At 51.4% G+C, this 12762-nt stretch carries 13 protein-coding genes; 6 read left to right on the forward strand and 7 right to left on the reverse strand.

Annotation, left to right across the window (positions count from 1 at the left end; translation table 11 throughout):
• Positions 1 to 141 precede the first annotated feature (141 nt).
• The 6 genes from BUB30_RS11195 (at position 142) to BUB30_RS35790 (ending at position 5788) form a co-directional block, all read left to right on the forward strand.
• Positions 142 to 1239, forward strand: a complete 1098-nt coding sequence (locus BUB30_RS11195) for a vWA domain-containing protein (protein WP_073133659.1) — start codon at positions 142 to 144, stop codon at positions 1237 to 1239.
• Positions 1240 to 1295: 56 nt separating this feature from the next.
• Positions 1296 to 2810: a magnesium chelatase gene (locus BUB30_RS11200; protein WP_073133661.1), complete on the forward strand. Its 1515-nt coding sequence runs from the start codon at positions 1296 to 1298 to the stop codon at positions 2808 to 2810.
• Positions 2811 to 2891: 81 nt separating this feature from the next.
• Positions 2892 to 3122, forward strand: a complete 231-nt coding sequence (locus BUB30_RS11205) for a hypothetical protein (RefSeq protein ID WP_073133663.1) — start codon at positions 2892 to 2894, stop codon at positions 3120 to 3122.
• Positions 3123 to 3289: 167 nt separating this feature from the next.
• Entirely contained in the window at positions 3290 to 3973 is a 684-nt protein-coding gene (locus BUB30_RS11210) for an AlbA family DNA-binding domain-containing protein (protein ID WP_073133665.1), read from the forward strand.
• Positions 3974 to 4045: 72 nt separating this feature from the next.
• Entirely contained in the window at positions 4046 to 5383 is a 1338-nt protein-coding gene (locus BUB30_RS11215; RefSeq protein ID WP_073133667.1) for a PhoH family protein, read from the forward strand.
• A gap of 273 nt (positions 5384 to 5656) precedes the next feature.
• A complete protein-coding gene (locus BUB30_RS35790) occupies positions 5657 to 5788 on the forward strand; it encodes a hypothetical protein (RefSeq protein ID WP_262485792.1) in 132 nt (43 codons plus the stop codon).
• Here BUB30_RS35790 and panB read toward each other — a convergent pair.
• The 7 genes from panB to BUB30_RS11250 form a co-directional block, all read right to left on the reverse strand.
• A complete protein-coding gene (panB, locus tag BUB30_RS11220) occupies positions 5785 to 6603 on the reverse strand; it encodes a 3-methyl-2-oxobutanoate hydroxymethyltransferase (protein ID WP_073133669.1) in 819 nt (272 codons plus the stop codon). The genes BUB30_RS35790 and panB overlap by 4 nt on opposite strands.
• 71 nt (positions 6604 to 6674) lie before the next feature.
• A complete protein-coding gene (locus BUB30_RS11225; RefSeq protein ID WP_178377076.1) occupies positions 6675 to 7181 on the reverse strand; it encodes a phosphoribosyltransferase family protein in 507 nt (168 codons plus the stop codon).
• A gap of 32 nt (positions 7182 to 7213) precedes the next feature.
• On the reverse strand, positions 7214 to 7690 hold the full coding sequence (locus BUB30_RS11230) for an Lrp/AsnC family transcriptional regulator (RefSeq protein ID WP_073133671.1): 477 nt from the start codon (positions 7688 to 7690) through the stop codon (positions 7214 to 7216).
• Positions 7691 to 7888: 198 nt separating this feature from the next.
• Positions 7889 to 9052 carry a glycosyltransferase gene (locus BUB30_RS11235; protein ID WP_073133673.1) on the reverse strand — a complete coding sequence of 388 codons (1164 nt, stop codon included), beginning with the start codon at positions 9050 to 9052 and terminating at the stop codon, positions 7889 to 7891.
• On the reverse strand, positions 9049 to 10923 hold the full coding sequence (asnB, locus tag BUB30_RS11240; RefSeq protein WP_073133675.1) for an asparagine synthase (glutamine-hydrolyzing): 1875 nt from the start codon (positions 10921 to 10923) through the stop codon (positions 9049 to 9051). The genes BUB30_RS11235 and asnB overlap by 4 nt, the downstream gene beginning before the upstream one ends.
• 10 nt (positions 10924 to 10933) lie before the next feature.
• The gene (locus BUB30_RS11245) at positions 10934 to 11872 is read right to left on the reverse strand and encodes an NAD-dependent epimerase/dehydratase family protein (protein WP_073133677.1); all 939 of its coding nucleotides are present in this window, start codon (positions 11870 to 11872) and stop codon (positions 10934 to 10936) included.
• Positions 11869 to 12756, reverse strand: a complete 888-nt coding sequence (locus tag BUB30_RS11250; RefSeq protein WP_073133679.1) for a glycosyltransferase family 2 protein — start codon at positions 12754 to 12756, stop codon at positions 11869 to 11871. The genes BUB30_RS11245 and BUB30_RS11250 overlap by 4 nt, the downstream gene beginning before the upstream one ends.
• Positions 12757 to 12762: the final 6 nt, after the last annotated feature.

Consider the following 12762-nt stretch of genomic DNA (forward strand, 5'->3'; position numbering starts at 1 on the left):
TTAACGTCCGTCGACAAAATCGCTATTCGATTCTTGGGCAAATCCTTACATGGGACCTTAAAGTTTTTAGAAATTAACTTTTGAGGGAGAAACAGATTTCTCAAATTAATGGTTTAGTGTGATATAATAGGCCCAAAACCCATGCTTGGATACCGATTTTCGAATTACACTCCCCCTGACGACAAGGATAAAAGCGATTTCCAGAAACTGCTGAAAGTATTCATGCAGCTGATCCTCATCACCTCTGGCAACGTTTCCGAAGCCCTGCAATGGCTCACGGAGGTGGACCGGCAATACGGCCTCACCAACGACCAGTACGGAATTGGCAATTTTATCGAGGATTTGAAGCGGGAAGGCTATATCACCGACGAGGGCCCCAAAGGGGAATTCAAGTTAAAGGCAAAAAGTGAACAAAACCTACGTCAATCCGCCCTGGAGGAGATCTTCGGGAAGCTGAAAAAGACGAAATCCGGCGAGCATAATACACACCACAGCGGTCTGGGCGACGAACAGACCACCGAACACCGCGACTACGAATTTGGCGATACCCTCGAACAGATCTCGGCCACCGATTCGCTGCGCAACGCCCAGATCAACCACGGCCTGGACAACTTCTTCATGACCGAACAAGACCTGGAGGTGATGGAAAGCGAGTTCAAAACGCAAACCTCCACCGTGCTGATGATCGACATCTCGCACTCCATGATCTTATACGGCGAAGACCGCATCACCCCCGCCAAAAAAGTGGCCATGGCACTGGCTGAGCTGATCACCAAAAAATATCCAAAGGACACCCTCGACATTCTCGTGTTTGGCGACGACGCCTGGCAGATCGAGATCAAGGACCTGCCCTATTTGCAAGTGGGACCGTATCACACCAACACCGTGGCCGGCCTTGAGTTGGCCATGGACATCCTGCGGAAAAGAAAAAACAACAACAAACAGATCTTCATGATCACGGATGGCAAACCCACGTGTATCAAGCAAGGCATCAAATATTATAAGAACGCTTTTGGATTGGATCAGAAGATCCTGAACAAGACCCTGAACCTTGCCGGGCAACTGCGCAAATTAAAAGTCCCGGTCACTACTTTTATGATCGCCACCGATCCGTATCTAAAAGCCTTTGTGCGTGATTTTACAAAAGCCAACAACGGCAACGCTTACTATAGCAACCTGGAGGGCCTGGGCAACCTGGTGTTCGAGGATTTCAAGAGAAACAGAAGGAAGAATTTATAACCGGCGACTTTCTCCCGATTTCCGGTTTCATTTTTTAAAAACATCAAACCACACGAATGGATCATTCAAAGATTAACACGCTGGGCCAGCTAAGGCTGGCCGGCTACAAACCCCGGTCGATCAAAGAAGAATTGCGCGAGAACCTGATCGCGCGGCTTCGAAAAAAAGAAACGGTATTTGCGGGCATCTGGGGCTATGAAGAAACCGTGATCCCCGATCTCGAACGCGCCATTCTGGCCGGCCACGACATCAACCTGCTGGGCTTGCGTGGACAAGCCAAGACACGCCTGGCCCGGCTCATGGTCCACTTGCTGGACGAGTATGTCCCCATCATCGAGGGCTCCGAATTGAACGACGACCCGTTGGCACCGTTCTCGCGCTATGGCAAAGACAAAGTGAAAGAGCTGGGCGACAACACCCCGGTGGCCTGGATGCATCGCGACGAACGCTACTCAGAAAAACTGGCCACGCCCGATGTTTCCATTGCCGATCTCATCGGCGATGTTGACCCGATCAAGGCCGCTACACTCAAGCTTCCTTATTCTGACGAACGCGTGATCCACTTCGGATTGATCCCGCGCTCGAACCGGAGCATTTTTGTGATCAATGAGTTGCCTGACTTGCAAGCCCGCATTCAAGTGGCGCTTTTCAATATCTTACAAGAGGGCGATATCCAGATCCGTGGCTTCAAAATCCGCATGCCTTTGGATATTCAGTTTGTGTTCACGGCCAACCCGGAAGATTACACCAACCGGGGTAGCATCGTTACACCATTGAAAGACCGCATCGACAGCCAGATCATCACGCACTATCCGAAGACACTCGACATCGGCAAACGCATTACCCAACAAGAGGCCCGCCTGAAAGACATCCAACGTCAAACCGTTTCGGTCAACGAGATCGCGAAGGACCTGGTGGAGCAGATCGCCTTCGAGGCGCGCAAGAGCGAATACGTAGACGCCAAGAGCGGCGTGTCGGCCCGCCTCACCATCTCGGCCTATGAAAACCTCGTGGCTGCTGCCGAGCGGAGAAGCATCCTCAACAACGAGAAGAATGTGAACATCCGCATTTCCGATTTCATTGGTGTGGTCCCGGCCATTACGGGAAAAGTGGAGCTGGTCTACGAAGGTGAGCAGGAAGGTCCTGGCATTGTGGCGCAGAACCTGGTGGGCAAAGCCTTGCGCACGCAGTTTGTGAATTACTTCCCCGACCCCGATAAATTCCGAAAACAAAAAGAGAAGAGTCCGTATAAAAAAGTGGCCAACTGGTTTGGTGATGGCAACACGGTGGACTTGCTTCACGACAGCGGCCAGGCCGAGTTCGAACAAAAGCTGAAGTCCATCCCAGGCCTGCTAGACCTGGTGAATGAGTTTCACAAGGGCCAGGATGCGGCATCGAAATTATTTTTGATGGAGTTTGCCCTGCATGGTTTAGCGGAGTACAGTCTGATCAGCAAACACAATCTAACCGCAGGCCTTCAATTCAAGGACCTGTTGAGCAGTATGTTCACCCTGCCACGTCCCGGACAAGAAGACGACGATGACGATGAAGCGTTGGGCGGAAAGTTTTAAGGCCTGAATTTTTTTCGCGTGAACGGTCATCGTGATGCATTTTCTTAACAGATTTTGTATTTTTAAGAAAGCCTGTTCTTTATGAGCATCGACGGTGAAAAATTAAAACTCATTCAGTGGATCCTCTCCCTGGAGGAAGGGGCTGCACTTGACCGGGTGAAAATGCTCATGAAGAATCAGAAGAATTTAGATTGGTGGGATAAGATCACAAAGGAAGAAAGGAGCGCAATCGAAAAGGGATTGGAAGAGTTGAAGGCGGGCAGGGTAAAGTTTCACAGTCAGGCCAGGAAGTTGTATGCGAAGTGGCTGTGAGATCCAGTGATCGTATACCTCCTGGTGAATGGATCGATAACACAATGCCTGGGCAAAGAGCCTGAAGCGTTCTGACCGTATACCCTCCGACGGCCTTTCGGCGTGGCTTCTATTCCGTTTTATCCCATCAAAGCAAAACGAAGCCAGACCCATACGCATAGATAGCCATGAACAAGCCGCAGGAATCCGTATCCTTTCAACCCCGGCAGGTTCAGCTTCTGCAACAGCTTGTCCGGAAAGGTGAAGGTGCTGTGCTGGAGTTCAAGCGCAAGGCCTCTAATCCCGAAAAGATCGCCCGTGAAATGATTGCCTTCGCCAACACCGAAGGCGGCACACTGCTGGTGGGCATTGGCGACGATGGCACGATCCCGGGGTTGAAATATACTGAAGACGATGTGCATGTTATTAAGGAGATCCTGAAACGCGTGCGCCCCGCCCTATCGCTCACCGAAACACTTATCCCGCTGGGCAATCAACGCACCGTGATCCAATATGATATTGCCAAAAGCGAGCGCAGGCCCCACTACTTCCTTGGCGACAACCAGGCGAAGGAATCGTTCGTGCGGGTGGACGACAAGAGCATCAAGGCAAGCCGCGAGGTGCGGGAGATCATCCGGCGCCGGCAGCGTCAAAAGGACATCGGGTTCCGGTATGGCGATCACGAACAGTTCCTGATCAAATACCTGGACGAGCACAAGCGCATCACCCTCAAAGAGTTCATGGTGCTCACGGGACTGAAGCGGTTCTATGCTTCCAAAAAATTAGTGCTCTTGGTTTTGGCTGACGTGCTGCGGGTGTCGCCGCATGAACGGGGCGATGTCTACTCTATTGCATTCGGGAAAGTTTCATAAAAACTTTTCTCAAAAGTTACACGCTTTTCATTTCCATTCATTACATTTCGTAAACCAAGTTCTTTGTGTCGCATGGCGAAAACCAAAAAGGAAAAAAAGATCTTCGTACTTGATACTTCGGTCATAATCTACGAACACAACTCCATCCTTAATTTCGACGAACATGATGTGGGCATCCCCATCACCGTACTGGAAGAACTCGACAACTTCAAAAAGGGCAACGACACCAAGAACTTCGAGGCCCGCGAATTCATCCGCCTCATAGACAAACTGGCCAAAGGCCAGATGCTTCATAACTGGAACCCCATCAACGGCAAAGGCAAAGGTGTGTTCAAGGTGTTGATGGACACCAAGAGCACCATCGACGCCAACAAGGTCTTCAACGAAGAAAAGGCCGACCACCGGATCCTCAACTCGGCGTTGCAGTTGCAGAAAGAAGCGAAAGACCGCAAGATCATCCTCGTCTCCAAAGACGTGAACCTGCGCCTCAAAGCCAAAGCCCTGGGCCTCCAATCGGAAGATTACACGACGGGCAAGGTTCAAAATATTTCTTCGCTCTACACGGGCAAGACCATCCTGGAAGATGTTGACTCCAACATGATCAACCTCCTCTATGAAAAAGGCTATTGCCCTCCCGGCGACTTGCTGGGCAAAATCGCACCGGTCAAGAATCACTACTATATTTTAAAGAGCGGCAAAAAGTCGGCACTTGCCTACTACAATCCCTTCAACGAAATGTTGGAGCATGTGGAGAAGCGTGCTGTCTATGGCGTGAAGCCCCGCAATGCCGAGCAGACCTTCGCCATCCATGCGGCGTTGAAGCCGGAGATCAAGCTGGTGTCCATTCAGGGCGTGGCTGGAACGGGCAAAACGTTGCTGGCGCTGGCCGCTGCACTGGAACAGAAGAAAGAGTACAAGCAGATCTACCTCGCTCGCCCGATCGTGCCCCTGAGCAACAAAGACATCGGCTATTTGCCGGGCGATATAAAATCGAAAGTCAATCCCTACATGGAGCCGCTGTGGGACAACCTGAAGTTCATCCAAAACCAATACAGCGAAACCGACAAAGAATATTCGCGCATCACGGAAATGGTGAACCAGGAAAAACTCATGATCACCCCCTTGGCCTACATCCGCGGCCGAAGCCTCTCCAACATCTGCTTCATCGTGGACGAAGCCCAAAACCTCACCCCACACGAAGTAAAGACCATCATCACCCGCGCCGGCGAAAACACCAAGATCATTTTCACAGGCGACATCTACCAGATCGATACACCTTACCTGGACTCGCAAAGTAACGGCTTGTCAACCCTTATTGATCGCTTGCAGGACCACGAGTTGTATGCGCACATCACCCTTGAAAAAGGAGAGCGCTCGGAGTTGGCCAATTTGGCGAACGAGTTGTTGTAGGGTTGCTTTGTTGATATTTCGATCGCCTTTATTGGTGTTCTTCACCAACAAATTTCATTGTCACCCAACATTGTTGATGGCCCGATCATCACGCGCATTGATGTCCATCATCAACAAATACACCACCAACATTATTGACATCCCATCGCCCAATTTGTTGGGTCCCACCAACAAAATTTTTTCAGCCACCCAACTTCAAATTAATGTCACGGATCATCATCCTTCCTGATGGATGTCCCCGCCTTTGTTGGTGTTCTTCACCCACAAAACTCGATGCCACCAAACATTGTTGATGCCCACGATCATCACCCTTCCTACGTGGATGTCCCCATCATTAATGTTTATCACCCCGGTTTCTTGTTGGTGAAGAACACCAACAAGGGCGGTGGGGCGGCGGCGGATTAATATTTCTCGTCCTCGTTCGGGAAATCCTTCGCTTTAATATCCGTGATATACTTCGCCACGGCATCCGTGATCACCGTATGCAAATCAGCATAACGCCGCAAAAAACGAGGCTTGAACTCTTTTGTAATACCCAACATATCCTGCATCACCAACACCTGCCCATCCGCATCCGGGCCTGCTCCGATGCCGATGGTCGGAATAACGAGCGATTGCGAAACCTGCTTGGCAAGGGCGGCCGGGATTTTCTCCAACACCACGCCGAAGCAACCGCATTCTTGCAGAAGCTTTGCATCGTCGAACAGCTTTTTTGCTTCCGCTTCTTCTTTGGCGCGTACAGTATAGGTGCCGAATTTGTAGATGGATTGGGGTGTGAGGCCAAGGTGGCCCATCACAGGGATGCCGGCGCTCAGTATTCTTTCGATGGAGTCTTTCACTTCGCTGCCCCCTTCGAGTTTCACGCCGTGGGCGCCGGATTCTTTCATGATGCGGATGGACGAGCGAAGGGCTTCCACTGAACTTCCCTGGTAGGTTCCGAAAGGAAGATCCACGATCACCAGCGCGCGTTTCACGGCACGTACCACCGACGCGGCGTGATAGATCATTTGATCCAGCGTGATGGGCAATGTAGTCTCATAGCCCGCCATCACGTTGGAGGCGGAGTCGCCCACCAGCACGATGTCGATGCCCGCGCCGTCGATGATCTTGGCCATGCTGTAGTCGTAGGCCGTGAGCATGGCGATCTTCTCGCCGCGGTTCTTCATTTCCTGCAATTGGTGCGTGGTGATGCGCTTGATATCAGGTTTGTGGATAGACATGGTCTCGGGGTTGTGGTGGATGGTTTTGGGTTGAGCGTTAAATCGTGTTTAACGCCCAACCGGTACCAAAGTTAATCCAGTAAGTACACGGCGGTTTCCTTGCCCAGGTTCACCTCCACGTGATCTTTGATGGTGGTGGCCAGCTCGTAGCCGGTGTATTGCGGATAGATGGGGAATAAGGTGTGACTCCGGTTTACCAATACGGCCGTTTCAATCTTTTTTACTTCGATGTTCAGGAAGGGCTTCATGCCATAGGCAAACGTGCGGCCGGTGTTGAGCACATCGTCTACGAGAATGATGCACTTCTTTTTGAGGTCTCTCAGCTCACAGTCCAGCGTCACTTCGCTTTGCAGGGGCGAAAGTTTGTCGAGCGACACTTTGACGAGTTTGGCTTCCAGCGGGGAAATTTCCTGCAGGTGTTTCAGCAGGAGTTGGGCCAGGATGTAGCCCTGGCCATCGATGCCGGCGATGACCACGTTTTTTTCCTTGAAGTTGTGCTCATAGATCTCAAACGCCATGCGCTTGATCTTTTCCTGCACCTGGCGCGCATCCAGGATCAATGTTTTCTCTGACACCATAGTTTAAAAAAGATGATGGTAAAGGAAAGCCTCTAGGCGTTGGGCAGCGGCATGGACTTGCTGTCTTTGAAGGTGGAGAGGATCACCATGGATTGCAGGCTGTCCACCACCTCAATGTTCGATACTTTTTCCAGCATCAGCTGTTGATAGGCTGCGATGTCGGCACAAACGATCTTGAGAATAAAGTCGCCGGCGCCCGTGATGTGGTGGCACTCCACCACTTCGTCGATGCCCTTGATGGCTTTGATGAATTTTTCGATGTTTTCTTTATTGTGACCTTTCAGGGTGGCCATCACAAAGGTGCTGACACCGATGCCCACGCTTCCCGGATCGATAACGGCATGATAGCTTTTGATGACGCCACTGGTCTCCAGCTTGTTCACGCGTTCCAGGGTAGGGGCGGGCGACAGGCCTATTTCTTTGGCGAGTTGGGCGTTGGTAATGTTCGAGTTGGCCTGAAGGATCTCCAGGATCTTGCGATCGGTACCGTCTAATTTCACAGGTTTCATAGTATGTCTTTACGAGGGTTCGTCTCCAAATAAAATTTGGCCAAAATTAACAGAATTTACCTTTTCCTTTGAGAAAAGTGATTTAAAAAGGGAAAAAACTTCCCAGATCGCCCAAATTCCAAAACGGTGATCACCAGGCACTTGAAAATATCTCCCCAGATTCAGGGGTCATCCCAGTTCTTTCATGAAGATGCCTTTTCACACGAGCTTTTCATAAACCGACTTATAGGTGAGCACGCCTTGCTTTAGGCTGAGGTGTTGTTCACAATAGGCCCTTGATTGAACGGGCGCCAGGCTTTCGAATGGAAACGGTCCATCGGCCAGGTACCCTCCTGCCTGGTGGATGATCCGTTCAGCATCGCCCCAACCCGGGTTGGTGATCACGGGAATGTTCATGGCCATGATCTCACCCATCTTTGTGGCCGACGAGGCTTTCTTCGAAAAAGACGGAAGGATAAAGAAAACCGCCGCGTCGGACAAGCCGATGTAAAGAGGAACTTCTTGTCGTGCTGCTGGTCTGATGATCACGTCTTCGCGGTGCGAATATTGATGAAGGTCGATTGTATCCTGAGTGATGATGAGAAATTTGGCGTTCGGCTTTTGCGCTTTCAACCCTGTAAAAAAGGTCAGCATTTCGTTTGTCATATACCATGTGCCCCACGAGCCCAGGTAAAGCAGCACAAAGTCGCTGGGCGCAATTCCCAGGGCGGATCGCTTTTCGAGTTTTTGGGGTGCGGTGATTTTCGCCGGATCAAACAACGTCATGTCCACACAGGTGGGGATGACGGTGATGGGCGCCGTGTTCAGTTTCCAGGAGAGAATTTCCTGCCGGGCATTTTCGGTGAGCGAAATGGTGTGGTCGGCTTCCGTGAGAAATACTTTTTCTTTTTGTTTGAAGAAACGATAGATCGATTTGAACACCGGGTTACTCAACTTCCACAACCCACCCTCTACGCGCTCGTCGGCCCAAAACCCGCGCATATCGAAAATAAATTTCACACCCTGCGAGCGTTTCAATCCCAATCCCACCAGCGCCGTGAGATAGCTGCGGCAATGTACGATGTCGATTTTCTTTTCGCGATGCAAGCGGTCGGCCAGGCGGCGTAGCTTGATCAATGCCCACACCGTGGAGAGGACAGGGGGTTGACGTCGATATCTTAACGAGATCCACCGGATCTGATATTGACGGCAAATAGCTTCAATTTCTTTTTTCTTTTTCGCGTATTGATCCGCCTTGTCGAACGTCACCACCGTGATGGTGTATTCGTCGGCCAGGCCGCAGAGGTAGGGCAACACCTGCGATTGGCCGAGTGGGTCGGTGAGGCCATCATAGGAAAGATATAGTACGTTGGCGTTGCTCATTCGTTTTCGCGAAGCCACTTATGAATGACGATCAATGTCCAGAGACGGTTGTAGAGATAGTCGTTCCCATTCAGGAAAGCTTCTTTCAGTGCGTTTACGTATTCATAGTGTACGAGGCCCGCCGTTTCAATGGTCGTTTTGTTCAAGTAGTCGTCTATCAAATAGCGGAGTTCGTTCTTCAGCCATTTCACGAGCGGAATGCTGAAACCCCATTTTGGACGATAAACCAATTCGGCCGGCAAATAATCACCCAAGACCTCCTTCAAGATCCATTTATGAACGTTGCCGCGCAATTTAAAAGAGAGTGGCAAGTTGAGTGCAAATTCAACAACCGTGTGATCCAGCAGCGGACAGCGACACTCCAGGGCATGAAACATCGATGCGCGATCGACTTTGACAAGCAAGTCATCTTTCAAATAAAATTTCAAATCAAAGATGGCCTGTTGTTCGCGGGCCGTGAGTTTCACGTTCGCGACCTGGGGGTCATGATAGGTAAACGACGTGTAGGACGCCGGCCGGCGCAATAAATTTTCTTTCAATTCGCGATCCGAAAAGAAATATTGCTCCTGCGAAAAAATATGACTGCGGATCCGCGTTTCGTCAACTTTCTCCAGCATGTGTGCTATGCGTTTCAACCGGCTGTCGCCGAAATTTCTCAGGCCAAAGGCCAGCGGGGTTTGAAAGAGCCGGATGAGGGGATTGTTTAGACGCCCGGCCCAATTGTAGGCACCATATCCTTGAAATAGCTCATCGCCTCCATCGCCGGTAAGGGCCACCGTCACTTCTTTTCGCGCCAGCTTGGACACCAACATCGTCGGTATGGCTGAAGTGTCGGCAAAGGGTTCGTCAAAATGTTTGAGGTATGTTTCCAGGATGCCGACGGCCTCCTGCTCAGAAAGTGTGTAGGCGTGGTGATCGGTCCCCAGATGCGACGCCACGCGTCGTGCGTAGTCGCTTTCATCATACTTGCTTTCTGCAAAGCCGATGCTGAACGTCTTCAGGGCGCCGGTGGAATTTTTTGACGCCAGGGCGGTGACCAGCGACGAATCGGTTCCACCACTCAGAAATGCCCCCAGCGGCACATCGCTGATCAGGCGCTGTTGCACGGCTTCTGTCAGAATGTTCGTCAGGTTTTGTTTTACTGTCGCATCGTCCGCTGCGGGTTTGGGATGCAATTGTGCTTCGACCGTCCAATATGCCTTGATGTCCATCGCCAGACCGGCGTTCACGGTGCCGGCGAATCCAGCCGGAAATTTCTTGATCGATGAAAAAATCGTCCGTGGCTCCGGGATGTAGCCCAGGTGCAAAAATTGATGCACCGCGCCCGTGTCCAACTGACGCTTTGCGGCGTTCACGACCGGATGTTTTAGCAATGATTTTATTTCGGACGCAAAAATAAAATGGTTGTCGTCGTGATAGTAGAACAAGGGTTTCTTGCCCACCCTGTCTCGACACAGGAACATCGTTTTTGTTTCCGTGTCCCAGATGGCGAGCGCAAACATGCCGCCCAGGCGCGACATCATCTGCTCGCCCCATAGCGCGTAGGCGTGCAGGATCACTTCCGTATCGGAAGTTGTTTTGAATTCAACCCCCGGGTGTCTCGTTTCAATTTCTCTCCGGATCGATTTGAAATTATAGATCTCGCCGTTGAAGACGATGATGTATCGCCCATCCTGGGACACCATGGGTTGGTTGGCCGTTTCTGAAAGATCGATCACACTGAGACGTGTGTGACCTAACGCCACCTTGGCGTCGTCGGACGACCAGGCTAACTGTGCATCGGGACCGCGGTGGCGAAGCTGCGCAATCATGGACTCAATTTCATGAGCATGCCCCGAATTTTTGTTTAACACACCGGCAATTCCGCACATAGCTTTTTGGTTAACGCTGCGATTTCAAAGCATCGGCTACACGCCGGATGCCCTCGCCCAATGGCGTCAGGTCCCGGCCGAGCACCTGCTTCATTTTTGAAATGTCAGGTTTGCGACGCGTCATGTCGCCTTCCTTCAACGGTGGCAGGTGCGCCACGGACGACGTTGAGCCCAGGGTGCTGATGACCATCTGGGCCAGACTCAAAATACTTATCTCAACATCGTTGCCCACATTCACCACATCGTTAATAAAGTGTCCTTCCTTCAACGCACGCACGGTGAGTTCCATGTTGTCGTCGATATAACAGAAGGTTCTCGATTGGCTTCCGTCGCCATAGATGGTGAGGGGCTCGTTCGCCAGGGCGGCCTTGATGAATTTTGTCAGCACAAAGTCGCTGCTCTGAAGCGGGCCGTAGGTGTTGAAAAAGCGAAAGATCGTATAGTTCAACCCGTACTCCTGGAAGTAGGACTGACAGAAGGCCTCCCCTAAGTTCTTCACGATCGCATAGGGCAGCCGTGAGTTCAACGGCGTGGTCTTTTCGTGTTGCGGGATCTCTACAGGTTCTCCATACACCTCCGACGAAGAAGAATAGAATACGCGCTGAACGCCGGTGTTCTTGCTGAGACTGAGAATATGCCTGATGCCATCGATATCGCGGAGCACTTGAACGGGATGATCCAGCGTACGCTGAACGCCGACGACAGCAGCATAATGAAAGACATAGTCAAACCGATAGGCCGTCATGACGGGCATGATGTCGTCGAGCACGTTCACATCGCACTTTATAAATTTGTGATTGTTGTGCTTCGAGGCTGCGGAAAGATTGCGCGATTTTCCAGTGCTCAGATTGTCGACGACCACCACGTAGTTCTCCGGGTCGCTCACGAGTCGCTCGACCAGGGAAGCCCCGATATTTCCGGCGCCGCCGGTCACCAATATTCTTGTCATACTAAAACATTTTTTAAGGCGGCCATAAACCGCCGGGTCAATATCACCTGGGGTCGCAATAGGGCGGCCTGCCAAAGGTAGCCAATACTTTTTCTTTTCGGATACCGGGCCATGGCCAGGTGAAGGGCAATATAGATGTCGCGATACGACCGGAAGGTGTTCCAACGGCTGCCATACCTTTTCAGAAAGGCTTCGTCGGCTTTTAACTCCTGGCATAAGATCTCCATGCGCTGCAAAAACTTTTCGAGGTTGATCGTCAGCACACTGCGCAGCTCGTGGTTCACCACCGTGGACGTCACCACATTCCAGCATCGAATATCATACCGCGAGGCCAGCTTGAGCCAGAGAGCATAGTCTTCGGATGCCGACAGCAGGCGGTTTTCACTGAATGGCCATTGGGCGGCGATGTCACGTCGCACAAACACGGCGTTGCAACTGAGGTGATTCCCATCGATCAACGCATCATTGATGGTCGGGGGGAACGTATTGGCGGTCCGCAGCAATTTGCCTTCGGGATCCTTCACATCGTAGCCCAGGTGGATCACCTCGGGTTGATGGAGACTGGCTATTGCCTTGTGGGCTTCGCTCAAGTGGTTGGGATACGCCACGTCGTCGGAGTCAAAAAAATTGATGTACGTGCCTTTGGCCAGCCGGGCGCCGTAGTTACGAGCCGCGCCCCGCTCGGCATTGGCTTTTTTGTGATAAGACACTTTGTCGCTTTTGATATGCGCCAGCACGTCTTCAGTGTTGTCGGTGCTGCCATCGTCCACTACAATGATCTCGTAGGCGGTAGCGTCTTGCCGCAGCAACGACTCCACAGTCTTGCGGATATAATCCGCGCGATTATAGGTGGGAATGACGATGGAGAAAAATATATCTGGCATAGTGTC

This window comes from Chryseolinea serpens, assembly GCF_900129725.1.
GTDB lineage: Bacteria > Bacteroidota > Bacteroidia > Cytophagales > Cyclobacteriaceae > Chryseolinea > Chryseolinea serpens.

Coding starts and splice junctions, on each gene's coding strand:
- BUB30_RS11195 (WP_073133659.1), top strand. CDS start 142: ATGCTTGGATACCGATTTTCGAATTACACTCCCCCTGACGACAAGGAT.
- BUB30_RS11200 (WP_073133661.1), top strand. CDS start 1,296: ATGGATCATTCAAAGATTAACACGCTGGGCCAGCTAAGGCTGGCCGGC.
- BUB30_RS11205 (WP_073133663.1), top strand. CDS start 2,892: ATGAGCATCGACGGTGAAAAATTAAAACTCATTCAGTGGATCCTCTCC.
- BUB30_RS11210 (WP_073133665.1), top strand. CDS start 3,290: ATGAACAAGCCGCAGGAATCCGTATCCTTTCAACCCCGGCAGGTTCAG.
- BUB30_RS11215 (WP_073133667.1), top strand. CDS start 4,046: ATGGCGAAAACCAAAAAGGAAAAAAAGATCTTCGTACTTGATACTTCG.
- BUB30_RS35790 (WP_262485792.1), top strand. CDS start 5,657: ATGCCACCAAACATTGTTGATGCCCACGATCATCACCCTTCCTACGTG.
- panB (WP_073133669.1), bottom strand. CDS start 6,603: ATGTCTATCCACAAACCTGATATCAAGCGCATCACCACGCACCAATTG.
- BUB30_RS11225 (WP_178377076.1), bottom strand. CDS start 7,181: ATGGTGTCAGAGAAAACATTGATCCTGGATGCGCGCCAGGTGCAGGAA.
- BUB30_RS11230 (WP_073133671.1), bottom strand. CDS start 7,690: ATGAAACCTGTGAAATTAGACGGTACCGATCGCAAGATCCTGGAGATC.
- BUB30_RS11235 (WP_073133673.1), bottom strand. CDS start 9,052: ATGAGCAACGCCAACGTACTATATCTTTCCTATGATGGCCTCACCGAC.
- asnB (WP_073133675.1), bottom strand. CDS start 10,923: ATGTGCGGAATTGCCGGTGTGTTAAACAAAAATTCGGGGCATGCTCAT.
- BUB30_RS11245 (WP_073133677.1), bottom strand. CDS start 11,872: ATGACAAGAATATTGGTGACCGGCGGCGCCGGAAATATCGGGGCTTCC.
- BUB30_RS11250 (WP_073133679.1), bottom strand. CDS start 12,756: ATGCCAGATATATTTTTCTCCATCGTCATTCCCACCTATAATCGCGCG.